This is a genomic window from Gemmata palustris (genome assembly GCF_017939745.1).
GTDB classification, from domain to species: Bacteria; Planctomycetota; Planctomycetia; order Gemmatales; family Gemmataceae; genus Gemmata; species Gemmata palustris.
Map to the genome: position 1 here is coordinate 7218211 of NZ_JAGKQQ010000001.1, position 25376 is coordinate 7243586.

General features: G+C 66.1%; 21 protein-coding genes and 1 tRNA gene. 14 read left to right on the forward strand and 8 right to left on the reverse strand.

Features of this window, described 5'->3' with window-relative positions:
* Positions 1-105: 105 nt before the first annotated feature.
* Positions 106-2961: a hsp70 family protein gene (locus tag J8F10_RS29910; RefSeq protein ID WP_210660141.1), complete on the forward strand. Its 2856-nt coding sequence runs from the start codon at positions 106-108 to the stop codon at positions 2959-2961.
* A 476-nt stretch (positions 2962-3437) separates the two neighbouring features.
* Positions 3438-5063, forward strand: coding sequence for an ATP-binding protein (locus tag J8F10_RS29915; protein ID WP_210660142.1), 1626 nt, complete (start codon positions 3438-3440; stop codon positions 5061-5063).
* 26 nt (positions 5064-5089) lie between these two features.
* On the opposite strand, the gene J8F10_RS29920 is transcribed toward J8F10_RS29915, so the two are convergent.
* From J8F10_RS29920 to J8F10_RS29945, 6 genes are all read right to left on the reverse strand, one after another.
* Positions 5090-5671, reverse strand: a complete 582-nt coding sequence (locus J8F10_RS29920) for a GNAT family N-acetyltransferase (protein WP_210660144.1) — start codon at positions 5669-5671, stop codon at positions 5090-5092.
* The gene (locus J8F10_RS29925) at positions 5668-6603 is read right to left on the reverse strand and encodes a carbohydrate kinase family protein (protein WP_210660146.1); all 936 of its coding nucleotides are present in this window, start codon (positions 6601-6603) and stop codon (positions 5668-5670) included. The genes J8F10_RS29920 and J8F10_RS29925 overlap by 4 nt, the downstream gene beginning before the upstream one ends.
* Positions 6604-6785: 182 nt before the next feature.
* Complete coding sequence (locus tag J8F10_RS29930; protein ID WP_210660148.1) at positions 6786-7571, reverse strand: enoyl-CoA hydratase/isomerase family protein; 786 nt, start codon at positions 7569-7571, stop codon at positions 6786-6788.
* A gap of 17 nt (positions 7572-7588) precedes the next feature.
* Complete coding sequence (locus J8F10_RS29935; protein ID WP_210660150.1) at positions 7589-7918, reverse strand: AtuA-related protein; 330 nt, start codon at positions 7916-7918, stop codon at positions 7589-7591.
* Positions 7918-9273, reverse strand: a complete 1356-nt coding sequence (locus J8F10_RS29940) for an acyclic terpene utilization AtuA family protein (protein WP_246523657.1) — start codon at positions 9271-9273, stop codon at positions 7918-7920. Before J8F10_RS29940 ends, J8F10_RS29935 begins: the two co-directional genes overlap by 1 nt.
* 377 nt (positions 9274-9650) lie before the next feature.
* A tRNA-Ser gene (locus tag J8F10_RS29945) sits at positions 9651-9737 on the reverse strand.
* Positions 9738-10189: 452 nt separating this feature from the next.
* On the opposite strand from J8F10_RS29945, the gene J8F10_RS29950 reads away from it, so the two are divergent.
* Together J8F10_RS29950 and J8F10_RS40030 are read left to right on the forward strand one after the other, a co-directional pair.
* The gene (locus tag J8F10_RS29950; protein ID WP_210660152.1) at positions 10190-11194 is read left to right on the forward strand and encodes a DUF1559 domain-containing protein; all 1005 of its coding nucleotides are present in this window, start codon (positions 10190-10192) and stop codon (positions 11192-11194) included.
* Positions 11195-11272: 78 nt separating this feature from the next.
* Entirely contained in the window at positions 11273-11401 is a 129-nt protein-coding gene (locus J8F10_RS40030; protein WP_261363096.1) for a hypothetical protein, read from the forward strand.
* Between the two features lie 114 nt (positions 11402-11515).
* On the opposite strand, the gene J8F10_RS29955 is transcribed toward J8F10_RS40030, so the two are convergent.
* A complete protein-coding gene (locus tag J8F10_RS29955) occupies positions 11516-12187 on the reverse strand; it encodes a hypothetical protein (RefSeq protein WP_210660153.1) in 672 nt (223 codons plus the stop codon).
* Positions 12188-12746: 559 nt separating this feature from the next.
* Between J8F10_RS29955 and J8F10_RS29960 the strand changes: the two genes are divergently transcribed.
* From J8F10_RS29960 to J8F10_RS39385, 10 genes are all read left to right on the forward strand, one after another.
* Positions 12747-13487 carry a slipin family protein gene (locus J8F10_RS29960; protein WP_210660154.1) on the forward strand — a complete coding sequence of 247 codons (741 nt, stop codon included), beginning with the start codon at positions 12747-12749 and terminating at the stop codon, positions 13485-13487.
* 2 nt (positions 13488-13489) lie between these two features.
* Complete coding sequence (locus J8F10_RS29965; RefSeq protein ID WP_210660155.1) at positions 13490-14428, forward strand: reverse transcriptase domain-containing protein; 939 nt, start codon at positions 13490-13492, stop codon at positions 14426-14428.
* Positions 14429-14793: 365 nt separating this feature from the next.
* Complete coding sequence (locus J8F10_RS29970; RefSeq protein ID WP_210660156.1) at positions 14794-15363, forward strand: RNA polymerase sigma factor; 570 nt, start codon at positions 14794-14796, stop codon at positions 15361-15363.
* Entirely contained in the window at positions 15360-17420 is a 2061-nt protein-coding gene (locus J8F10_RS29975; protein ID WP_210660157.1) for a protein kinase domain-containing protein, read from the forward strand. Before J8F10_RS29970 ends, J8F10_RS29975 begins: the two co-directional genes overlap by 4 nt.
* Before the next feature lie 231 nt (positions 17421-17651).
* A complete protein-coding gene (locus J8F10_RS29980) occupies positions 17652-18209 on the forward strand; it encodes a hypothetical protein (RefSeq protein ID WP_210660158.1) in 558 nt (185 codons plus the stop codon).
* 39 nt (positions 18210-18248) lie between these two features.
* Positions 18249-18569 (forward strand): hypothetical protein, encoded by a 321-nt coding sequence (locus J8F10_RS29985; protein ID WP_210660159.1) that lies wholly within the window; start codon positions 18249-18251, stop codon positions 18567-18569.
* A gap of 33 nt (positions 18570-18602) precedes the next feature.
* Entirely contained in the window at positions 18603-20867 is a 2265-nt protein-coding gene (locus J8F10_RS29990; RefSeq protein WP_210660161.1) for a PAS domain S-box protein, read from the forward strand.
* Positions 20868-21243: 376 nt separating this feature from the next.
* A complete protein-coding gene (locus tag J8F10_RS29995) occupies positions 21244-22242 on the forward strand; it encodes an IS701 family transposase (RefSeq protein ID WP_210658601.1) in 999 nt (332 codons plus the stop codon).
* Positions 22243-22794: 552 nt separating this feature from the next.
* Complete coding sequence (locus tag J8F10_RS30000) at positions 22795-23259, forward strand: Uma2 family endonuclease (RefSeq protein WP_210660163.1); 465 nt, start codon at positions 22795-22797, stop codon at positions 23257-23259.
* A 20-nt stretch (positions 23260-23279) separates the two neighbouring features.
* Entirely contained in the window at positions 23280-24017 is a 738-nt protein-coding gene (locus J8F10_RS39385; protein ID WP_246523659.1) for a hypothetical protein, read from the forward strand.
* Between the two features lie 120 nt (positions 24018-24137).
* Here the strand turns inward: J8F10_RS39385 and J8F10_RS30010 are convergent, their stop codons facing one another.
* Positions 24138-25187 (reverse strand): tetratricopeptide repeat protein, encoded by a 1050-nt coding sequence (locus tag J8F10_RS30010; protein WP_210660164.1) that lies wholly within the window; start codon positions 25185-25187, stop codon positions 24138-24140.
* Positions 25188-25376 lie beyond the last annotated feature (189 nt).

The window sequence follows — 25376 nt, forward strand, 5'->3', positions numbered from 1 at the left end:
GGGGTCGTAAAGTCGAAAGTCGCGCGTCCCCCTGAAACCCGGACGCCGACCGCTGACACCCTGCGACCTGCGACTTTACGACCTCCGACTTTGCGACCTTCGACTATGCCCCGCTACCTCGTCGGAATCGATCTCGGCACCACGAACGTCGCGGTGGCCTTCGTGGACACGGCCAGTAAAGCGGCCGGCGGTCCGCGACTGCACACGTTCCACGTCCCGCAAGTCGTCGCGGCCGGTCAGGTGCAAGAGCACGACCTGCTGCCGTCGTTCCTCTACATCCCGGGGCCGCACGACCTCGCGCCCGGGGCGATCGATCTCCCCTGGAAGAAGAACCCGCCCGATACCGCGGGCCTGTTCGCTCGCAATCACGGGGCGAAAGTGCCCGGGCGCCAAATTTCGAGCGCGAAGTCGTGGTTGTGCCACCCTGGTGTCGATCGCACCGCGCCGCTGTTGCCGTGGGCCGGTCCGCCGGACGTTCCGCGCCTGTCGCCATTAGAAGTGTCGGCGAAGTACCTCAAACACATCGTCGAGGCGTGGAACAACGCGCCCAATCGCAAAGAGGCGGACAAGCTCGAAGAACAAACGGTGGTGGTGACGGTGCCCGCGTCGTTCGATGACGTGGCACGGAACCTGACGGCCGAGGCCGCGAAGCAAGCGGGCTTGAAGCACGTCACGCTGCTCGAAGAACCGCAGGCCGCGTTCTATGCGTGGCTCGGCACGCACTCGCCGCAGGAAGCCGGAATGCTGCGCCCCGGGATGCGCTGCTTGGTGGTGGACGTCGGCGGCGGAACGTCCGACTTCAGTTTGATTCGGGCCGGGGAGGAGAAGGGAGAACTCACGTTCATCCGCGACGCGGTCGGCGACCACCTGCTGCTCGGCGGCGACAACATGGACCTCGCGCTCGCGAAGGCCGTCGAGCAGAAGCTCCCCGGCGGCCGGCTCGACGCGGCGCAGTTCGGGTCGCTCGTGCAGGCGTGCCGCGGGGCGAAGGAAGCGCTCCTCACCGCCCCCCCACCGCCCTCGTACCCCGTCACTGTGATGGGGAAGGGGCGCTCCGTTGTGGGTGGCACGGTGTCGGTGAACATTACCCCGAAGGACGTGGCCGTCGCCCTCTTCGACGGATTCTTCCCGCTCACGCCGTTCGACGCGGAACCGACCCACGGCATCCGCACCGGGCTCCAGGAGATGGGGCTCCCGTATGTCTCCGACGCGGCCGTCAGCAAGCACCTCGCGGCGTTCATTCGGCAGCACGTGCCCGCGACCGAGGGCGTCGATGCGATTCTTTTCAACGGCGGGGTGTTCCAGCCGGAAGTGCTGCGCGAGCGCGTCATTGATGTGATGCGGCCGTGGTTCGACCAGACGGAGAAGAAGTGGGAGCCGCTGGTCCTAACGAGTCCGTCGCTCGACCTCGCGGTCGCGTGGGGCGCAGCGTACTTCGCGTGGCTCAAGCACTCCGGCGGTCGGCGCATCGGCGGGGGGATTCCGCGCTCGTACTACGTCGCGGTGGAGACTGATGCACCGGGGCGCGGGGTTCACGCGCACAGCGTTCCGGTGTTGTGCGTCGTTCCGCGCCGGATGCAGGAGGGCGAAGAGGTTCACATGCCGGAGCCGGTGCTGGAACTCGCGCTCGGCGAGCCGGTACTGTTCCCTCTCTACACCTCGACCGTGCGTGGGGATGATAAACCGGGGCAAGTGCTGCGATTGCCGGAAGAATCGCTGATGCGCCTGCCGCCGCTTCACACGATTCTGCGCGGCGGAAAGAGGGCCGGCGCCAAGCGCGTGCCGGTCACGCTCGCGGCCAAGTGTACCGAGATCGGCACGCTCGAACTTTACTGCGAATCGAAGGAAGGCAACCGCTGGCGCCTGGAGTTCAACGTCCGCGACGTGCTGCGCGAACCGACGAAGGACGACATCGATGACGACGCGAAGGGCGCTGTGATCGACGTCTTCCCGGAAGAAAAAGTTCAGGCTGCTGCGGCGCTGATCGCACAGGTGTTTGGCGATCCAGGGACCAGCGCCCCCGAAGTGGGTGAGGCGCCCGCGGTCCCCGCGGCCACGACCTCCGATCTTCCCAAACTGCTCGAAGCCGCGTTGGAGTCGCCGCGCGCCGACTGGCCCACGGGTTTGTGCCGCCGGGTGTGGGAGTTCCTCGAAGCCAACGCGCCCGGTCGCGCCCGGTCACCCGGGCACCTGTCGCGGTGGTACAACCTCACGGGTTACACGCTGCGGCCCGGTTTCGGCGACCCGGTCGACCGTTACCGCGTCGAATCGCTGTGGAAGATGATTACCGCCGCGGCGAGCGGCCAGGCGCAGACGAGCGGCCCGAAGAAGATGGTCGTCCCCGAGGGCGGTGCGGATTATTGGATCATGTGGCGCCGGGTGAGCGGCGGGTTGAACGCGGCGCTCCAGCAAGCGCTGTTCTCCCGCTTGAAGCCCACGCTCCTTCCCGTGAAGGGCAAGGCGTTCTCCCGCCCGCCGGCCAACGAGTTCGCCGAGATGTGGCGGGCCGCTGCGAGCCTCGAGCGCCTGGATGCGAAGACCCGCGAGACGCTCGGTGCCGCCGTGCTTCGAGATTGCAAGAAGTCGCCCGTGCCGACGTATGCGTTTTGGGCGCTCACGCGGTTCGGCGCCCGGGTCCAGTTCTACGGTCCGTTAAACTCGGTCGTTCACCCCGAGATCGTGGAGCAGTGGATTGATGAGCTTCTGCCGTTCACGCCGGCCAACGACAGCGAGAAGAACGGCTGGCTCTTTTGCTTGTCGCAGCTCGCCCGCCAGAGCGGTTTGCGCGCGGTGGACATTAGCGATTCGACGCGCAACCGGGTGCTGGACGTGCTGCGTGCGCACCCGTGCCCCGCGGCGTGGAAGCGGATGGTCGAGGAGGTCGTCGCGGCCGAGGGCGAAGAAGCGTCGCGGTTGTTCGGCGAGAGCCTCCCGATTGGGTTACGATTGTCGGGTGGGTAATGTGTTGGCGAACCCCGCCCGCAAGGGCGGTGGGAGCACCTGGCGCCGCGGCGGGTATCGCTGGGTCAGCTAGCCACCGCCCGGCCCTTGCGGGCGGGGTCCACTGTAGTCAGACCGGATCGTGCTGATTGTCTGTCTTCCGCAGCCGGCCTTTGTCAACGAATGGCAAACGTGGGGTGCGCCAGCGTTTTTGGTTGTGCCCTCTCCCCTTGCGGGAGAGGGTGGTGAGGCTTTGCGAACCGGGTGAGGGGTGGTCGCCACACACCGGAAGCAACCCCTCACCCCGCCGCGAAGCGCGGCGACCCTCTCCCGCAAGGGGAGAGGGCACAACCAAAAACGGAATCATTGCCCACGTTCGCAATCCATTGCGTGAGGCCGGCTACAGAAGGCAAACAAAGCGAGACGGTGTCACTTGCTGCCTTCGTTATCACCCACCGCCCTTACGGGCGGGATGCCCGGTTCTTCGGAACACTCTCATGCTCACGCTCACGGTCGCGAACAAGCTCGAAACGCAGCAACTCACGCACAGCAGCGGCCCGCTGGAGCTCGGGCGCGGGCCGGTGCGGTCGGGGTCGGCGCGGGTCGTGGTGCGCGACGCCTTCGTGTCGCGCGACCACATCCGCATCGAGGAGCTACCGGGCCGCAAGGTGAAGGTGGCGAACCTCAGCACGAAGGCACCCGTCACGGTGGACAACCACGCGGTGCTGAACCCCGGCGCCGATTGCGACTATTTGCTCCCGGTCCGGCTGGCCGTGGGCGAAACCGTTATTGATGTGGATTCCGGCGACTCCGAGCCGGTCTCGGTGAACGTGCTGAAGACCATCGCCGCGCCCGCGCGGGCGGGGTCCGGTACGCAGCCGGCGCTCATCGACCGCAGCGAGGCCGCGAAGCCCGAGGAGATCGTCGGCTGGCTCGAAACGGTCGTGAACGTGCAGAAGGCCGGCGAGCGCGACGCCTTCTACAAGCAAGCGGCCGACGCGCTCGTCTCGCACATCGGGTTGGACACCGGCATCGTGCTCGTGAAGGAGCGCGATGCGTGGCGCGTAACGGCGCAGGTAATGAGGGACGACAAACAGCCCGCCCGGGCGTTCAGTCACGCGCTCGTGAACCAGGCCCTGACGGGTAAGCGCACCTTTTACGTGGGCGCGGCGGCGGCCGGAGGGGGCGAGAGCCTGGTGGGGGTGCAGGGCGTCGTGGTCTCGCCGTTCTTCGACTCGAAGGACAACGTGATCGGCGTGGTCTACGGTAGCCGGATGCAGCGCGCACGCGGGCGCGAAATCGGGCCGCTCGAAGCGCAGGTCGTGCAGTTGCTCGCGACCGCCGTCGGTGCCGGGCTACAGCGGTTGGAGCAGGACGACGAGGCCAACCGGCTGCGCGTGGCGAAGGAGGCGGCGGAAGAAGCCGACCGCACCAAAAGCGGCTTCCTCGCGATGGTCAGCCACGAACTCCGCACGCCGCTCACCACCATCATCGGCTATTCGGAGATGCTGCTCGAACAGGCCGCGATGGACAACTTGCCGCAATACACGGCCGACCTCCAGCAGGTCCACGCCGCGGGCCAGCACCTGCTCGCGCTCATCAACGACATCCTCGATTTCTCGAAGATCGAAGCGGGCAAACTGGAGATCGCGAACGATCCTTATGCGCCGGCGAGCTTGATCGGCGACCTGATGTTGTCGGTGGAACCGCTCGCGAAGAAGAACAAGAACCAAATTGAAGTGGACTGCCCGCCGGACCTGGGCCGCGCAATGGGCGACCCGACGCGCATTCGCCAGTGCGTGCTGAACCTCGTGGGCAATGCGTGCAAGTTCACGACGGACGGCACCGTGAAGGTGACCGCCCGGCGCGAGCCCGTGGCCGGGGTGGACTCGATCCTTATCGCGGTGTCGGACACGGGAATCGGCATGTCGCCGGAGCAGGTGGGCCGGCTGTTCCGGGCGTTCACGCAGGTGGACTCTTCGGCCGGGCGCAAGTTCGGCGGCACCGGCTTGGGACTGGCGATCAGTCAGAAACTCTGCGCCGCGATGGGCGGGCAGATCACCGTAGCGAGCGAACTCGGCAAGGGCAGCACGTTCACGATGACTATCAAAGCAATGCTGTGAGCGCAAACGGACAGTGGAGGCGATGGTCAGCCCGACTCGTGTCCCGATTTCGTCCACTCGTTGCGGAGCACCGAGTACATCCGCACGTCCTCGAAATTCCCGCGGCGCAGGAGCGCGTGGCGGAACACTCCTTCGTGCTGGAAGCCCAGCTTCGTCAGGACGCGCTCGCTCGCGGTGTTGCCGTCAATGACGCGGGCCTGCATTCGCTCCGGTTCGTACTCGGTGAATGCGAAGTTCAGCACCGCCCGACACGCCTCGACAACATACCCCTGGCCCCAAAACGGTTCGGCGATCCAGTAGCCGAGCTCCATCGTCTGGTGCGGCTTCGCGGCCCAAAAGCACCCGCACGCACCGATGGGGTGTGGGTCCGGGGTGACGGTAATGGCGTAGGGCTCGGGCATTCCCTCGAGGTACCGCAGCACGGCGTAATCGCGGAGGAACAGCATCGTGTCCGCGACGGTGCGGTGCGCGTCCCAGAGCGTGAACCGCGTCACGTTCGGGTTCCGCGCGTGCTCGAAGAGCGGTTGTGCATCGTCTTCGGTGAACGCCCGGAGGACGAGGCGCTCCGTGGTGAGCGTCGGCGGGCGCCAGTTGGGCAGTTTCATCATTTCAGCCCCGCAGCGCGTTCCACTTCGGCGCGATCGATTTTCGGGGTGCCACCCGGGTACTCGCACACCCGGGCCGCGTAGTGCGTGGCGAACTTCGCGCACTCGCGCAGCGGCCGCCCCTCCAGGTGCAGGCACACCATCGCGGCGGTGAATGCGTCCCCCGCCCCCACCGTATCAACGACCTTCGCGGACACGCCGGGCTCGGTGAATGTTTCACTTGGATAAAGTGAGCCGTCGTCCCCGTCGTCCTCTTCCCACCGTCTGTAGATTTCGCACCCCTGTTCGCCACGAGTCAGGATCGTAGCGCCACAGCCGAAGGCGAGCGGCGTCACGGCGTCCATGACATCGGATAGTGATCGGAATCCGAGGACGTCGCTGAGCACAGAGAGCTCATCCGCGTTGATTTTGATCCAATTGCTCGTGCCGATTCCCCACCGCAGTATTTCTTCAGAGAAATATTGCCCTCGGAGATTCACATCGAACACGACCAAATCCCGCGGCCGCGGGTGCAGCCTTTCGGCGAATCGGTGAACGGGAACCGGTGTGCCGAACCGTTGCGCGAGTGTACCGAAGCACGCGGCGCGGGCCGTTTTCAGAAGCGGTTCGAGCTTCTCGTCCCACCCGATGTAATCCCATGCGACGTATTCGGTGATCGTGTACGTCGGCACCTTGTTCGCGTCGAGTGCCACCTGGACCGTGCCGGTCGGGTGATCGGGATCGGTCTGGATGTACTCGTCTGAAAGCCCGAGTGCCCGGACGCGGTCGCGCAACTCGTGCCCGAGGTCGTCGGCGCCGACGCGCGACACGATGACCGAGTCGTGGCCGAGCTGGTGGCAGTGGAACGCGAAGTTGAACGGCGCCCCGCCGGCCACCTTTCGGCCGTCCGGGTACACGTCCCACAGCACTTCGCCGATGCCGACAATTGGGTTCATGACAACTCCGGGCGAACGGCCGGTGTGAGCCGGCCGGTGAGAACAGTGAAGAGTTTTTGACAGGATTAACACGATCAAGAGACCGCTCGACGTGGATCGCGTCTCTGGTTGATCTGAATCCGGTTGATCCGGTTAATCCTGTCCAATTGTTCTTCGTGCGATTGCGCTCGACACCGGCCGGCTCACACCGGCCGTTCGCCCACCCACGGGGCCGGTTTCTTGTCGAAGAACGCGGTCAGCCCGTGGTGACACTCGTCGGTGAGGCGCGGTTCAGCGCTCGCCTTCGCGAGGTCATCGACGCCGACCGACTGGCGCGAGCAGCGGTGCAGCAGTTCCTTCGTGGTCGCGAGTGCTTTGGGGCCGCCTTCGGCGAGTGACTTCGCCCACTCACCGGCCACGAGGAGCACGTTTTCTGCCGACGCGATCTGATTCACCAAGCCCACGCGCAGGGCCGCGAGTCCATCAATGAGTTCGCCCGTAAGAAGGAGCCACCGAGCGGTGCGCTCGCCGACGTGCCGGAGCAGGTGCGGCATCACCATTGCTGCGACCAGTCCGCGGCGCACTTCCGGGTACCCGAACTTCGCATCGGGCACGCTCACGGCGAGGTCGCACACGGTCACGAGTCCCGCTCCGCCCGCGACCGCAGCGCCGTTCACGGCCGCGATGGTCGGTTTGGGTAGCGTGTAGATGAGTTCGTACAGCGCTGAGAGCTTCGCCGCGTCGTCCCAGACTTTATCGCTATCCGCCCCCAACGTTCCGCGAAGTTCGTCGAGGTCCATCCCCGCGCAAAATGCAGTCCCCGCGCCCGTGAGGATCACGCTTCGCGCAGCGCTGTCTTCGGCCGCGCGCCGGAAGGCATCGCCTAACGCTGCGATCAGCGCGCGCGAAAGGGCGTTGCGTTTGTCGGGACGGTTGATCGTAATGACCGCTGCGGAACCGCGGTTCGCGTACTGCACGATGTCGGACATGGATTCTCCCGTTCCCGTCAGGACGTCGGTTCTTCCCACGCCACCATCATGCGCAATAGGGCCACCGCCAACGTCTTGCCCTGCGTGTCGGTGCGCAACGACCGACTCGCGCCGCCCGCGAGGGCATCGTACAACATGAAGTTCAGCCCGCGCACGTTCGCGGCTTCAAAGCGCTCCACGCGGGTCGCCCCGAGCGGGCGGAAGTATTCGGCCACGACATCCGCCGTGAGGTGCTCGCGCAGCCACGCGAACCCCGCGTCGGTGTACGCGATCACGGCGATGTTCGCGTGGTTGCCCTTGTCGCCGCTGCGCCCGTGGGCGATCTGCGAGAGCGGAACTTGCGCCATCACACCACCTCCACGACCGGTGTCACGGCCGACTTCGCAACGAGCGCGGGCCAGTAAGCGAACACTTCGCGCACGGGCGGACGACCCGTGGTGTAGCCCGTTGTGCCCGGGAACCCCGATGTGACGAGCGGGGCGAATTCCTTCGTGAAGCGTTCGATCGCAGCTTTACGCGGATCGCGCACGCTCACACGAAGCACGACCTCGGGCGGGTCGGCGGTCGCGGTGATAACGCCGGGCACGCAATCGCCCGCGCCGAGCGCTTCGATACGGCTCTCGGCGAAGGTGAATCCCGCCTGTTTCAACTTTTCGAGCAGGATCGCGCCGGAGCGCCGGGCTTTCGTTGCGGCATTCGGTCCCGCGATGACCAGCGTGCCGGCCGACATGAACCCGTCGCGGTACGCGATCGACACCTTGTAGGTGTCCGTCAAGCCGTTCGCGGTGCCGCCGGTCACGTTCACCACGTCGGGTTTCGCCTGCGTCAGTTTCACAGTGGTGAAATCAGCGACGACATCGGGCGTGAAGTATCGCGCGGGATCGGCGACTTCGTAGAGGAGTTGCTCCGACACCGTTTCGATGTTCACCGCCCCGCCGGTGCCGTCGGGCTTCGAGATCGTGAACGTGCCGTCTTCTCGCATCTCCGCGATCGGGTACCCGACGTTTTCGAGGTGCGTGGATTCGTCCGCGTTGATCCACAATCCACCGGTAGCCTGTGCGCCGCACTCGATCAGGTGCCCCGCGACCGTCCCGGCCGCGAGCCGGTCCAGATCCGCAGGGCCGAACCCCCAGCCGAACTCGTGCGCGGCCGGGCCGACCGTGAGCGACGCATCCGCGACGCGGCCCGTGATGACGATCTCCGCACCTTGCTTCAGCGCGTCCGTAATTGGACGTGCTCCGAGGTAGGCGTTCGCGCTTACCACTTTGTCGCGAATCGAGGCGATCGGTTCGCCGGTGTCGAGGTGATTGAGCGTGTGTCCACTGGCGAGCAATTCGTCGAGGCGCGGCAGCAGGTCGTCACCACTCACCACCGCGATTCGCTTCTCGATTCCGGCTTTCGCAATTACCTGCTTCGCCTGAAGCGCACACGCCCGCGGGTTCATGCCGCCCGCGTTGGTGACGATCTTCAACTGCGGTTGTGCTTGGAGCGTGGGGGCGAGGCGCCCGAGCACGTCGATAAAGTCGGTAGCGAACCCGGCGCTCGCGTCCTTCGCCTTCTGGACGGCGAGGATCGACATCGTGAGTTCTGCGAGGTACTCGAGCGTGAGATAGTCGAGCCGCCCCGCACTCGCGAGGCGCACGGGGGCGTCGAGATTGTCGCCCCAGAACCCGCACCCGTTGCCGATTCGCACGTGCTTCATCGTGTCACCGGAGAGGAAGTGTCGCAGGTATTCTAGGCGTGCCGGTGGCCGGGAGCACCTTTCACACAACCGACACGCGCGAACGTCGGGTGGGATCTCCAGGCAATACATCGTGAGGGGCAAGTTAGGGACGGTGACCGGTCAGAAACCGGGGCCGCCATCTACGGTCGGTACGCGGTCTGCGAGATGACGTTGCTGCCCGCGCTCCAATTGGGGCTGCTGACCTGTTCGGCCGGTGTTCCCGCAGTGGTCTGGCTGGTGGCTGCCGTGAGGCTATTCGAGCACAAGACGCCGCCATCACCGGCCAAGCACAGAACGTTGCGGAAAGTGCAGAAATCCACGAGCCCCAGGCCTTTCAGGGTTTCGTGGATTCTCAGCGGAAGGGCAGGGATTCGAACCCTGGAACACCTTTCGGTGTTGCCGGTTTTCAAGACCGGTGCAATCGACCACTCTGCCACCCTTCCAAATGCTTCATTTACTAGCTTTTGCTGTCACGTATCCGCTCGCTCCGTGATCGCTCGACTGCCCCTCTCCACATACCGTCCGTTACACGGGACCGCGGTCGTAAAAGTTGCTCGCACCAGATCCGATACGAACAGCGCCGCCTTCACCCTCTTAAGCATAAGGGGACGCCTGCCACAGTCTAGCGGTTCGCGCGCCTCCCGAAAAGCACCAACCGAGCCGAAGAAGGGTGCGGCGCCGACGTCCCCTCCTCGCCTCGTCGAGTTGAGGAGAAGAACAGAGAGAAGCGCAAGAACCAGTTCGGGTCGCGGACGTGTGGGCCGCGGGTTCGACGCACATTCGGACGATAGCTGAACGGAACGAGAAATCTCCCGACTTTGAGGGTGGACCGCACCGCACCAGATAAGAGATGATAATACAAGCAGAGCACGTCGGCCCGACTCGCGAGATTCCCATGCTTCTTGTTCGTCGCGCGTTTACGCTCATTGAGTTGCTGGTGGTGATCGCGATCATCGCGGTCCTCATCGGGTTGCTCCTGCCCGCGGTTCAGAAGGTCCGCGCCGCGGCCGCCCGCCTGAAGTGTCAGAACAATCTCAAACAACTCGGGCTCGCGGCCCACACCTACCACGACGTCAACGAGCGGTTCCCCGGCGGCGTGCAGATCGGTCCGCGGTTCTCGTCGCTCTTCGTCGAACTGCTCCCGTACATCGAGCAGGCCCCGCTGTACCAACAGTGGGACTTTGCGAACCCGGCGACGAACTATTCGGGCTCCCCGTCGCGCGCCGGGACGGTGCTGTCCGTGTACGTGTGCCCGGCGCAAACGCTGGCGTCCGGCGGCAGTTCCCCCGCACTCAGCAACTACGGCGGGAACGGCGGCACGCTCGTCTTCCCGCCCGCGCGGGCCACGCTCGACGGGATGTTCCACACCACCGGCCCGCTGTCCGAACCGCGGGCGAACCAGACCGGCGTGCGGCTCACGGACGTGACCGACGGCACCGCGAGCACGCTCCTCTTCGGCGAGCGCGTCATCGGCGACCCGGCGCTGGATTCGTACCTGGACGCGCCCCCCGGGGTCATCACACCGGCGCCCGCGCCACCGATCCATTCGAGCGCGGCTTACTGCCTGTGGGCGCCGGCGCCCGGACCGAACGCGGCGGCCGGGCTCCTCAGTAGCGAGACCGCGATCGGTTACCGGCACGGAACGGTGTGGACCCCGCCGCCGCCGATCCTGGGGCTCCCGGGGTTCCCGCCGCCCCCGCCCACTCCGCCGCCCCCGGTGCCGTGGGACGGGCTGAAGCTCCAGTGGTGGGCACGGCTCGGCGCTTACGGCAGCCTCCACAACGGCGGGGCGAACGCGACCTTCGCCGACGGCAGCGTCCGGTTCCTCAACGACTCGACCGCGCTCCTGGTGTTGCGCGGGTTCGGCACTCGAAACGGCGGCGAGGTGGTCACCGAGTAGGGTCGCGACCTCGACCCGGGCGCGTTCATTGGCGCACGCGCTCGATCGGGCGGTCACGTTGGTTCCGAGGGGCGAACGATGGCCGAATCTGGCGGACGCTCCAAAGCGCCGGGGGGCGGCAGTGACGATGTACTCGATCACTGTTACAGTCTGGGGCCGCACGTGCGCGGGTGCTGGGTCGTCGATCTCGTACTCGGCAAGGAATAGGGGTGTGGAGCGGTGGCGCTTCGCGCCCGGGATCGGGTTCGCGAACGTCACGTGGCGCCCGGTCGCGTGCTCGGCGCCCGGGCCCGGTTCCAGGGGCACGTCACGGCGGTGACTTCAGTTCTTCGTCAGCCTTTTACTCTTCACCAAGTCTTTGCTGCGGGAGCAGCAGTAGTCGGGGGACCACGCCAAAGACTCGCTCCCACTGGGGTCGGCCAGCGAACGGACGACGTCTTCGTGGTACGCCGCGAAGTCACCGTGGAAGAAGATGAGCTGGATGCGCTCGTTGGCGTCGAGGTGGAACCGAAGGCTGTACGGCTTGAGCAGGGCGACGCGCCGATCGCGCAGGTGCTTTTCGGTCCACCAGCGGGTGCCCGTCCGCGCCGATTCCTCGGTGCGGCTCATCAACCCGTCGATCAGCAAACGAAACTCGCGGATGCTGTCGCCGTCCACGACCACGGAGGGCGCCCCCGGGATCTGGCCCCGGACCCGGAAGCCGTCGGTTCTCCGGCCCGCGTTCCAGGCGGCGATCCAGGCGTTGAGGCGCGAGCCCCATTCCGGTTTGTCGTGATCGGTCTGGACCACAATCACGGGTTGCACGTTGAGTAGTGTTGTTTCAAAAAGCAGGTCGAAAGCGTCCGAATCGACGTAGTCCAACCGCATAGCCTGCAGATTCGCCTTCTGCGGCGAATTACGTGCGGTGGGGACCGGCTTCGTGGTGTGGCACCCGAAAACAACCACGAGCCCGAGACTGACGAACGGGGTAAGTCGGGACAAGAGCGATTTCATAGCCGGTTCCCGGTGCTCGCCCTCTATGCAGCTTTGCTACACCGGTACCGCGCCTGCATAGGGGCCGGGCCGGAGCATCGGTCTTTAAATCTTGCGCAGAAGGTGTGTGTCGCCATGCCAAAAGTGACGCATCGCGTCCAGGGCAGTTTTTTTGTTTTCACAGGCCGCTGAATGTGAATGTGGGCGGCGACGAGCGGGTGGAGCTTCCCGTTCGGGGAACGGCTCTTTCGCGAGCACATTCGGTTGTACCGCCTCGGGGAGCCGTCTAAAGTGAGCGTGGTGGAAGCGGCGCACCCCGAATACGGGTCGTGTGTTCCGCGCGTGTGCCACTCTTCTCCCCGACCGCGTTGCGGCCGGGGAGCGTTCCGAGCCGGACTGTCCGTTCGTTTCTGCCTTCGGGCGACACGGAACCCGGGTTTGCGGCACGGGGGATACCCGTCGTCGTCAACGGACCGCACCGCGGTCCGGCTAACGGCGGCGTCAACCCGTGTCCCCCCGCAGTACGTGCCCACGCGACTGGGCAGTTCGGCTCGGTTAAGACCCACGGAATCGAACCATCATGATGGCCCCGATGAGGCGGACCGCGTTCGGGTTCCGCAAGGAAATTACGGTGTTCGAGTTCGAGCGCGGGTTGCTCTATCGGGACGGTCGGCTCGAGCGCACCCTCGAACCCGGGCGCTACCAGTTCGGCCGGTCGGAGCGGGTGGAGGTGGCGAAAATCTCGCTCCGGGAGATGAGCCACGTCGTCCCCGGCCAGGGGCTCCTCACCGCCGACCGCATCGAGGTGCGCGTTACGCTGGTGGCCCAGTACCGCGTAACCGATCCGGTGCTGGCGCTGCAGGCCGTCGAGAACTACGTCGAACAGCTCCACCAGGAACTGCAATTGGGTTTGCGCGACGTCGTTGCCGCTCGGACCATCGACCAGTTGCTCGAAGGGCGGGCCGAAATCGGGGCGGAACTGCTCCGCTCGGCGGTCGAACCGGCGCGCCGTTACGGAGTGGAATTGAGCCGCGTCGGGCTGCGCGACGTGATTTTGCCGCGCGAGGTGCAGCGCGTGCTGATGCTGGAGATCGAGGCCGACCGAACGGGGCGGGCCGATCTCGTCAAAGCGCGGCACGAGATCGCGGCGGCACGGGCGCGGGCGAACACGGCCAAGCTCCTGGCCGAAACGCCCGAGGTCGCCCGTATGCAGGAACTTGATGCGCTGTTGGCCCTGGCCGGGAAGGGCGGTAACGTTGTTGTACTGCCCAACTTGGCCGACTTGTTCGCCCCGCGGCGCGATCGAAACGAGGGCCGGTAGGCGTGTGGCCGATCTTCACCCCACTATGGCGAACCCTTTCGGGCGGGCGCTCGGCGCCAGAGGCCGGTATCGCGCCACTTCCGTTCGAGTCGAACTGGGCGGAACGGCTCGCCCGACTCGGTCTCTCGCCGGAGAACCAGCGCGCGATCGTCGCGTCCGGTGCTCTTCACCCGCATTTACATTACTGGCGCTTCCAAAAACCGAAGCGCGCCGGCGGTCGGCGCGCGATCGCCGAGCCGGACCGCCGGCTCAAACGGCTCCAGTACGCGATCGTCTCCTGGTGCTTTTCAGCCGAGCGTTCGCACCCGGCGGCGATCGCGTATCAGAAGGGCCGATCCACCGCGGACCACATCTGGGCGCACGCCGGTGCGGAAATCGTAATCACAGCCGATATCCGCGATTTTTTCCCGAGCACGCGCGCGGAACGCATCGAAACGTGGTGGCGCGAACGGACCGACAGCGACACGGCCCGGCTCCTCACCCTGCTGACCACGGACCGTGACGGGCTCCCGCAGGGGGCGCCGACCAGTCCGGGGCTGAGCAACTTCGTCAACACCGAACTGGACGCGCGCCTGACCCGGCACGCGGCACCTTCGGGGGCGCGCTACACCCGGTACTGCGACGACTTGGCGTTCAGTTGGCCCATCAGCTCGGGTCCGCCTTCGGGCTTTGAACGCGGGGTCCGGGCCGCACTGCACGAATTCGGTTACACCCTTCACCCGGAAAAGGGGTGGCGCGTGTCTCACCGGCGCGACGAACCCGAGATCGTGGGCGCGGTTCTGACTCGTTCCGGAGGCGTGCGCTTACCGGACCGCCTCCGGCGGGTGATACGCGCGCTGGCCCGGAGCGCGAGCCCGGGTGACGTCCCGAAATTGGCCGGCTACCGGGGGTACGCGGCGCAGGTTACGAACCGCCCGGGCCGACGGAATCCGAAAACCTGAAGCCGGAGCCGCGGGAGCCGAAATTCGTGTTCGTGTAGACATTTCAGACACTGCGCTCGCATGCGGTCCCGCTCTCGCTTCCGCCCCGTTCGGCGGTCGCGCAAGCGGCTCAAGGTGAGTACCGTTGCGAAACGTGCCCTTGTGTCTCGGAACGAGGGCCGGTTCCCCATTTCGGCGATAACGAAGTCGCCGGTTTTTCGACTTTTCTGCCGCCCGCGTGTCGGGTAGTAACGCTGGCCCGGTAGCGTTTGCCGAAATCGTGATCTAGTTTGGCTTCCAGAGATCCATCCAAACGCGCTTGCGTTTGCGATCGAGATCACGAAACTATATAAAGCTCGCTCTTCACCCTCGCATCACACCTTGACATGTCTGGAAACAACGATCTGCTGTCGCTGTTGGAGGCGTGTCGGCGGAGAGATCCCGCGGCAACCGCGGAGCTGGTCCACCGGTACCTGCCCCACGTTCGCGCGGCCGTGCGGCGCCGACTCGCGACGGGTATGCGGATGCGCTTCGACTCGCAGGACTTTGCCCAGGACGTGTGGCTGTCCTTCTTCCGGGCCGCGATCGACCGCGAGGACCTCCGGGACGAGGGCGGGCTCGTCGCCTACCTCTCTCAAATGGCCCGGCTCAAGGTGGCCGAGGAGTACCGGCACCAGACGACCCAGAAGGTCGGGTTGACCCGCGACGTGCCGGCCTCCCAGGTCGGTGACCCGACCGGGCGCGAGCCGACCCCCAGCCAGACGGTGCTCGCCCACGACGAGTGGGAGCGGCTGACGGCGGGGCTGTCGGACCGCGAGCGGCAAATGCTCCAGATGTTGCGCGACGGGCACACCCACGCCGATACCGCCGCAACGTTCCAACTGTCCGAAAAGACCGTGCAGCGCCTCGTCCGGCGCCTCCTCTCGCGGGGCACTTCACCCGGAACGCCGCCATGACGCACCCCGCGCCCCGCGTTGCCGCGGAATCGGCCCGCTACCGGATCGACCGGGCCGAGGCCATTAAGGACGGGTGGCAGCGCGACCGGCGCCCTGACGCCGCGGCCGCACTGCGCGAGAACCCGGACATCGCCGGGGATCGCGCGGTCGCCATCGACCTCGCGTATGAAGAGTTCTGCACCCGTGAAGAGGCGGGCGAGGTTCTCGACTCGACGGCGTTCTGTGCCCGCTTCTCCTTCGGCGCCTCGCTGCGCCGGCTCCTCACGCTCCACCGGTTCCTCGACGATCACCCCGACGCACTCGGCGGGGTTCCGACGAACTGGCCCGCGGTCGGGGAGGACGTGGGCGACTTCTTCGTGCTCCGGGAACTGGGCCGCGGCAGCTTCTCCCGGGTCTACTTGGCGATTGAAACCACGGCCGGGGGGCGCCCGGTCGCGCTGAAAGTCTCCGCCGCGGGCAGCCGCGAGGCCGATACGCTCGGGCCGCTGTCCCACCCGCACCTCACCCCGGTGCTGTCGTCCCGGTCGGCCGGTAACTGGACCGTCGTCGCCATGCCGTTTGTGGGGACGGCGACCCTGGAAGACGTGTTGTCGGTGGCCTGGCGCTCGGATCGGGACGAGGCGCCGCGGTCGGCCGCCGTTCTGCTCGAAGCGGCCGGGTGCGGCGGGACCGGGGACGATCCGCCGGTTCTCCCCGGTCCCGCGTTCCCACTCCGCCGCGCGACCTACGAGGACGCGGTGGGGGCGGTCGCGGCCGGGCTGTTCGCCGGCGTCGCGTACCTGCACGAACAGGGCATCGCCCACCGCGACCTCAAGCCGTCGAACGTGCTCCTCGGCCCGAACGGGCACCCGTACCTACTGGACTTCAACCTCGCGTCCCGGTCCACCGACCCGTGGCGCCTGGTCGGTACGCTCCCGTACATGGCCCCGGAACAACTCGCACTGATGGCGGAGGAGTCCGCGAGCCCGCCCCCGGACGGGCGCCCCGGCGACGTGTTCGCGTGCGGGGTCGTTCTGTTTGAACTGTTGACCGGTCGGCACCCGTTCGGTGACCCGAGCGCGCTCTCCGCCAAACTCGGACGGGAGCACGTGGCCGCGGCCCTCCTCAACGCGCAGCGGGCCGGTCACCTTCCCCTCGCTCCTCTCAATCCCCGGGTCCGGCGCGCCGTTCGCGCCGCGATCGGGCGCTGCTTGGCGCTCGACCCGCAGAGCCGGCCCACCGCGGCCGAATTGGTCGCACTGTTCACGCGGATCAGTGCCCCGCGGGCGCGGCGGTTCGTGGTTCCCGTTCTCGCCGGTGCGGGAATCTTGGGGCTGGTGCTGGGGTACGCGATACTTCGCCCCTCCACCGTTCCCGCGGAGCCGGTGGCGCCCGCGTCGGAACCACCGGAGCTTTCCCCGCGCCAGCGCGCGATGAATCTGTACCAACAGGGGAAGTACGATCTGGCGGCCGTGGAGTTTCAGAATATTGCGGCGGCGGACAACGACGGCCGAGCCTACGGTCACGCGGCCCACTGTCTGTCGGAGTGCCGGATTCGTGACGGGGCGATTAAGGCCGCTGACGAAGCGATTCGCCGGGGCTACCGCGAGGCCCCGGTGTACGCGAACCGGGCTTACGATCACTTCCAAGGTGGCGACCTGGAGGCGGCGAAAGCCGACTGTGATGAGGCGCTTCGCCGCGACCCGAATCTGTTAGCGGCTCGGTTCACGCGCGCCGACGTGTACCTCCAATGGTACTTCAAGAGCGGTGCGGTCATTCCGCAAGAAGCGATCTCCGACATCGACCGGGTGACGGCGGGCGCGCCGAACGTTCCGGACGCCTGGATTACCGCCGCGCAAATACACCTCCTCGCGCCCGATGGCGGACCCGCGGCGCGGGACGCCGCGGTGCGGGCGGTACGGCACGCGGTCTCGGCTGGGAGCCCCTCCAAGGTGATCGAGAGCAACCCGGTGTTGCAAGAACTCGCGGATCACCCCGCCTTCAAAGACGCGCTGGCCCCGCGCGCCAATCACGTCGCCCCGTCCATCAATTTGCACCTCGCGAAACTCGCTCCCTGACGCGGGCCGAGCGGCCGATCACCTCCGGGGCACCGGCCCCAATCTCTTTACACACCCATCACCGAATACACTCGGTACCGCATCTGAGCCAACAAACTGTTGGTGGGGGAGGTCGTCTGCCGAAAATCATGTCCAGTACCGCAACGGAATCGCAACTCCCTGAGTGTCCCGCTCTCCGCGGTACCGGGTGGCAGGCGCCATCTGTTCCCCAACGTCTGTCGGGATCAGGTCATGCGGAGCTTTCGTCAGGCGTCCGGTTCGAGCGCTAATCGGTTCCGAGCCCGTTTATCGCTGGAGGCGCTCGATTCGCGGCTGGCCCCATCGTCCCTACTCGACGACTCGACACAAGGCGTCTTCGTTCTGCTCCCCGCGCCTGTCATTGACCCCGCGAACGTGATCGCGGTTTCGAGCGCGCCGCTGCCCGGTGCGACCGCCGACCCGACTCTAGTAAGGATGGACGCGGACGCGACGCAGGAAATCTACGCACCGGTTACGGCCGTAAACGTTGCCCCGCGCATTATCAACTTCAAAGGCGTTGAGGCGATCGGTGGGGTGTGGCGGTTCTCGGGTGACGTAATCGGCCCCGCACCCGCGGGACTCGTAATCCAGTTCGGTGGGGTACCGGCCACGCTCCAGAACAAGGCGACAACAACCGACGCCACCGGGCACTTCTCTGTGACCTATTTGATGAAGATGGACGGGACCGATAACGGCCTCGCGTCCGCGAAGACGACCGACGCCAACGGCCTCGCCTCGAACCTCGCACTTTACAACATCAGCCCGGGTTAATGCCCGCTCACGGACCACCCGCACACACCGGAGGCGCATGTGGAACTGGCCGGTTCGACACTCAGGGGGCACCCGGGCGAAGTACGGGCCGGGTTCCACCGATTGGCCACGCGGATTCTGGGCGAGAGCCGGGGGCTCCCGCCCGACAAACTGGCGGCCCTGCTCCTCCCGATGGTGCGTCGGGCCGTCCGAACCGAGCGCGGCCCGGCCGCTCTCGTCGGCTGGCTCCGCCAGCGCCCCGGCGCCCCGCGCGCGGGCCACCACTCCGAGGGCGCGGAGCGGCTCTTGACCGAAGACCTGGTGCGCGCGTTGGTCGATACCGCGGGCACCCCGGCCGACACACTCGATGACTCGCACTAGCAAGAGGGGGCCCGGCCCCGCGGCGGACTTACTATGACGCCCAGCTCCGTCCCAGACGAATTCTGCCGGCTGCTCGATTCCACCTCGGACCCGATCGTAATCGTGGACGAGGCGGGCCGGGTCGCGTTCGTAAACACCCGAGCCGAAAAGTTGTTCGGGTACGCGCGCGCCGAACTGCTGGGGCGCCCGGCCGAGCTGCTCATCCCGGAATGGTTCCGGGTGGACGGGCGCGCGCGAACCGATCCCGGGCACCGGGGTCCGCAGCCGCACTCGGTGGGTGCGGGGTTCGCGCCTTCCGGGCGCCGAAAGGACGGGACCGAGTTCCCGGTTCGGGTCAACCGGGGCCAGGTGCGGATCGACGGGCGCCTCGTCCTCGCGATCGTCACCGACATCTCCTCGACCCGCGCCGGTGGGGAGGCCGGGCCGCACGGGAGCGAGGAACTGTTCTGGGGCGTTTTTGAGCACGCGGGGGTGCCCACCGCGCTCACCGACACCGAGAACCGCTTCATCCGGGTGAACGCCGCGTTCGCCCGGATGTTCGGTTATTTTCAGTCCGAGATGTTCGGGATGCTGGCGGCCGACATCGTCCACCCGGACGACCTCCACGAGAGCCTCGCAACGGGCAAGGCCTTGTTCACGGGGGGGCGCCAGCAGATCCAAGCAGAAACGCGGTACCTGCACCGGGACGGGAGCGTGATCTGGGGGCTGACGAACGTGTCTCTCGTTCGCGGCCCGAACGGGCGGGTGCCGGTGTGCCTGAATCAGATTCAGGACGTAACCGCCCGAAAACTGGTCGAAAACGAAGCCCGGCTCGGCGCAGTGCGGTTCCGCGCGTTTTTCGATGCGACCGCGACCGTGGTCGGGATGGTCGAGGTCGCTCCCGACGCCCGCATCCTCTGGGCCAACGACACGTTCAGTCAGATGATCGGCTATTCGCTGGCGGAACTGAACGAGATGTCCGGGACCGAGGTGCTTTTCCCCGAGGACCGGGCCGGTGTTCTGGCCCAGTACGGCGAGGTCGCAGCGGGCCGGGTGCGGTCCTACGAGGCGGACCGGCGGTACCGCCGGAAGGACGGCTCCGCGCTCCGGGCGCGGGTCCGCGTTGTGTCCCAGGCCGACGCCGAGGCGCCGGCGCGCGTTTCCATTGTGGTGATCGACCAAGCGGAGCGGAAAGAAGCCGGGGAGCCGGTCCCGCTCGTGCAGAAGGCGGAGCCGGCCGAGCAGCGCGTCGGGGGGCTCGCTCACGACCTCAACAACTTGTTGACGGTCATCAACGGGTACGCCGAAATGCTCGCCGAACGGGTTCCGAGCGCGGACCCGATTTACGAATTCGCACAAGGGGCGTCGGCCGCGTGCCAGCGCGCCGCGGAACTGACGCGGCAGCTCCTGGTATCCAGTCGCCGGGCCGCCGTGAAACCGAAAATTGTCGATCTAAACGCGGCGGTGGTGCAATCCGCACCGCTCCTGCGCCACCTCCTCGGAACGGGCGTGGTCCTGAGTACCGACCTGGCACGCGATCTGAACGGCGTGCGAGCGGACCCGGCACAAGTGGAGCAGGTGATCCTGAACCTCGCCGTCAATGCGCGGGACGCGATGCCCCGGGGCGGTAGTCTGACCATCGAGACGCGCAGCGTCCGGTTACGGGACGAGCACCGGGGCGCGTACCCCGATCTCGCGCCCGGTGAGTACGCGCAGTTGGTCGTGTCCGATACCGGCGCGGGGATGACGAGCGAGGTCAGGGCGCGGGTGTTCGAGCCGTTCTTCACCACGAAGGACGTCGGGAAGGGGACCGGGCTGGGGCTCGCGGTCGTCGACGGGATTATCAAGCAGTGCGGCGGGCGGGTGGACGTGGAGAGCGAAGTGGGCGTCGGGACCACGTTCAAAATTCTCCTCCCCGCCCTTGCCCCCGTTGCCGGATCGATTCGGCTCGTGTCCCGGGACGCGGGGACGGTACTGCTGGTCGAGAACGAGGGCGAAGTGCGGGAGCTCGCCCGGCGCGCGCTGGAGGGGCAGGGGTACCGCGTACTGGAAGCAACAGGCGGGGCCGAGGCGCTGCGGCTCGCGCGGGAGCACACCGGGCCGATCGAGCTCCTGATGACGGACGTCGTGATGCCGGAAGTGGGCGGGCGCGAGGTCGCGGACGTTCTGCGGGTGCGGCACCCCGGCATCAAGGTTTTGTACGTCGGCGGCCCCACGGACAACGCGACGATCGGGGACGCGGACGCGGTCCTTCAGAAGCCGTTCACGCCACTCTCGTTGGCCTACAAGGTGCGAACGGTCATCGGCAGCGCGGTCTGATCGTGCTCCTTCTCCGAACCCGGTGCGTTGCGAGCGCCGTCTGCGGCGGTCACGTCTAAGTTGCTGTTGTTATTGGGCTTCTGCTTTCGATGCTAACATTGGCTAACATTTTGGCTATCGTTGCGATCTGTACTGATTGCCGAACTCATATTCGCAACAAATACCAGTGTTTTAATCTCATTGGTGCTGTTGCGTCGGGGCCGGCTCTGGCTAATAAACGCTAACATTTCTGCTTTATTAGTTGCCCCCCCCTCACCCTCCGACACAGGCACTCAAATCGTGCTTTCAAATCGTTCAAGGTTGATAACTATAGGTGTTACGCAGTGCAGCGTTTTTGGTCCTTGCGCGAGCGGCTCGTTGGGCCTACGATCGTGTCATGAGCGTGCCCAAGGTGTTTCCGCGTGACTACATCGAGTTCTTGATCGCGACCCCGAAGGCGTGCTCGGGAACGGAGGCCGCGCGGGTGCAACCGGAACAACCGGACCCACCGGCCCACGACGCGTTTACCCGACTGCTGACCCGGTTGGAACCCGATCCCGACACCCTCTGGGCCGACGCGCAAGCCCAGGTCCGGCGGGACGACGGGGTTCTCGTCGTGGACGACTCGACCCTGGACAAGCCGTATGCCCGGTCCATCGAATTGGTCACCCGACACTGGTCCGGCAAGCACCGCGCGGTGGTCCAGGGGATCAACCTGGTGTCCCTGCTGTGGACCGATGGGGACCGACACATCCCGTGCGACTACCGCGTGTACGACAAGGCCGATGCTCGGACCAAGAACGATCACTTCGGGGACATGATTCGGACCGCCTACGCGCGGGGGTTCGCCCCTCGGTGCGTGGTGTTCGACGGCTGGTATAGCAGCCTGGAGAACCTGAAGTTGATCCGCAACTGCGGGTGGACGTGGCTCACCCGGCTCAAGTCGAATCGGCTGGTGAACCTCGACCGTCGGGGCACGCGAGCCCTAGCGGACACGGCCATTGCAGCCACGGGCACGGAGGTGTGGTTGCCCGGGTTCGGGTTGGTGAAGGTATTCGGGATTGCCACCCCAAACGGTGGCACCGTGTACTGGGCCACCAACGACCTGGGGATGGGCGACCTGACGCGGTTGCAATTCGCCGACTTCTCCTGGGCCATCGAGCACTACCACCGGGGCATCAAGCAATGCACCGGCGTCGAGAGGTGTCAGTGCCGCACCGCCCGAGCCCAGCGGAACCACATCGGGCTCGCCCTGCGTGCCTTCCTGCGGTTCGAGGCCCATTGCTTCGCAACCGGTATCAGTTGGATTGAAGCCAAGACCGCAATCATCCGGGACGCCGTCCGAGCCTACCTCGCACGCCCCTGTATTGGCTTCCCAAGCCATCGCACTGCGTAACAACTAAACTAGTGGTTCGCATTATTATACCGTGTAATTGAAGTGGACAGAGTGTCGAATCGCTGATTGATATCAGCAGAGTCAATCGCGCGTCGGGCGCCTGTTCGATACAAAGATCGTTAGCTTTCTGCGTCATTCTCGTCGTTTACACGCGAGCACGTTTTTCCGCGTGCTTGCGTACCCCACACAACGTGCCGGGAGTTTTCGGCCCGATCGGGCCGCACTTAACAATTTCTTGTCGACACAAGCTGTTATCCCTATTGCACTTGCTTGCATGTGCGAGTGTTTATTCGTTTCCCTCGTGCGGCGCCGAACGGCTTCTGTTAAAATCCCCCGCTAGTGTTCTTCTCCCGAAGCGGTTCGCGGTGCAACCAAACCGTGAGTCGTTTACTACACCGGTGTCCCACACGGGGCGCTGTTCTCTTCCGAATCCCGTCGAATCGGTACAGGGCCGCACGCATTTCCTTGCGGCCCGTTGGCGGTTCCTTGCGGCGGGTGGTGCGGGTCTCCAAATCTTCTCGCACCGGGGGAGCCTCACAGGAGGTTTCGATCATGTCTACGACCGTCTTGCCCGCGCACCGTTCGCTCGCGGCCACTTCTCAGCGCCTGACCGAGAACTGGCTGCGTAACGTTTTTTCACCCGACCTGTACACCGTTCTCGGGCGCGACGCGAAAGCCGGTGCGCCCGACGACCACACCCCGGACGTCGCTGTCGTTCGTGCCCACCCGAAGACTGACGCCGAGCGCGGACCGATTCTCGTGATCGAGTTCGAGGACGCCGATACCGCCTACGACATTGCCGACCAAGCGGGCCGAAACGCCGCCGCGGGCGTACCCGATTACTGGGTGCTCGATGTGGTGGCCCGCAAGCTCACGATTTTCCGCGCCCCCCAACCGGACCCGGACGCGCCGCACGGTTTCTCCTACAAACAGACACGGGTCTGTTCGCCGAACGCGCTGGTCGCGCCGCTCTGGGCCGAACTGCACCTCGCGCAATTAGTCGACCTGTTGCCGTAAGTTCCTCCCCGGTCGGCACTATGAGCGAAGACGAGTGGCTGACCGGGACCGATTTCACCGCGCACGTGCGGTTCGCACTCGACCACCTCTCCCCGCGCCGCCAGCGCTTGCTGGCGGCCGGGTTCTGTCGTGCGGTTAGTGATCTCTTCGATCACCCCGATTTGGTTAAGGCGCTCGACGTGATCGAGCGGTACGCCGACGGCCTCGTTCCGGCCGCTGCGGTCGAACGTGCCCGTAATTCGTGCCGCGAAATTGCTCAACGGGCTCACGACGTTTACGTTCGACGGGTTGACGGTAAGACCGAGAGCGGGGACGCGGTAAGAGAGTGGGTTCGGTCCCAGTTCGCGTGGGCACTCGCGTTCGCCGCGGCCACGCCGTTCTCGGTCGAAGAGGTCGGGAGACGTGCGGCCGGGGCCGCAGCTCCGGCCCGCGTCGGGGTCGTTCAAATGATGCCGATTTCCTCGGCTGAGTTGGACGACGCGAGCGCCACACAAGACGCCGTTATGCGCGGGGTCGTGCGTGAGATCGTCGGGAACCCGTTCCGGCCCGCGCTGTTCTATCGCGACTGGCAGACGGATACCGCAGTGTCACTCGCGCGCCAAATGTATGAGAGCCGCAATTTTAGTGCGCTGCCGATCCTCGCCGACGCGCTCCAGGACGCCGGGTGCGACGACGAGAACGCCCTCGCTCACTGCCGCGGAGAAGGGCCGCACTTCCGCGGGTGCTGGGTTCTTGATCTCGTGTTGGGCAAGGAATAGCTCGCTTCGTGAGGGCGGTGCTGTGAACGCGAGCGAACGGCGCGGCGTAAGCCCGCCGGTAGTGGCTAAAAGCACCGACGGGCTTACGCCGCGCCGTTCGCTTGCACCCGCTCGCGGTACTCACTTGAACAGCGAAATCGGCCCGGGCGCCGTGAGGTGCTTTTCGGCCGCGCGGAACAGCTTCTCCGATTCCGCCTTCTCCCCGCCGAACCACAACTGATACCCGAGTAAGAATTCGAGCGTAGCCTGGCCGGGGTTGTCCGCAACAGCTTTCTTCAACGCGGCGAGGTGCGCTGCGAAACGGTCCGCGCGCCCGTCGTACATTTCCGCCGGATCGAACGCCGCGGCGGGCCACTTCGCGTCGCGTGCGAGCCCGTCGCGAATCCGGGCCACCGCTTCCGCAAACTGACCGGCCGCGAACCGGGCCTGCGCGTGCAGGAAGTATGCCCGCGCGTCGGTCGGGTCCGCGGCGATCGCGCGCTCGAAGTGCTCGGCCGCGCGCCCGTAGTCGCCCAGCGCGAACGCCGCCCGCGCGAGTTTCACGAGCCGGGCCGCTTCTTTCTTCGGGTCCGCTTCCGGCTGCTCAACGGCCACTTTCACGACCGGCTTGAACGGATCGAACGCGCCCATTGGGGCCGGTTGAGGCGGCGGAGCGACGCGGGTGATTTCGGGAACGGTCGTGCCCTTTCTGGGCGAGATCACGAGGAAGTCTGTTTCCTTCGCGCCGCGCGGGAACGCGACCGCGTCGTTGCGCGGCGGGGGAACATTCTCGGCAGCGGCATCCGGGTCGGGGTTCCCGAAGTTCCCGCCGATAATGATGGGCGGTGGGGTGACGATCACATTCGGGGCCGCGTAGCCCCACCCGTTCCCGAACGCCGGGCCGAAGCCGAACGGCCCGACCGGGGGAACGGGTCCGAACCCGGCCGCCCCGAACGGCGCGACGGGAACCAGTGGCGGGTAGAACACGGCACGCGACACGAACCCGCCGGAGAACCCACTGACGCGGACGTGCGGTCCACCGAACGAGAACCCGAACCCGCTCCGGTACGAATACCTGCTACCAAAACCGTACCCGGGACCGTGCAAAGGCGCGGCCACGAACTGCGCCCTTGCCGGGGCCAGTTCGGACAGCCCCAACACCGCGCAAGCGCCAACGAAGAACCGCATCATGGCTCGCCTCCGTCGCGTTCTGGTGGCTCAACGGTGCGATTATCCGTTACAACCGTTCTCACCGCAACTGTAGGTTGAAACGAGCGACGCGCGGATTCGTTTGCAGCCCCGGCCCCCACGTTGCATGGGCCAACGCTTCAATGCGTGGAGGCGCTTGGAACTGTGGGATTTCCACTTTAGCTTGTGGAA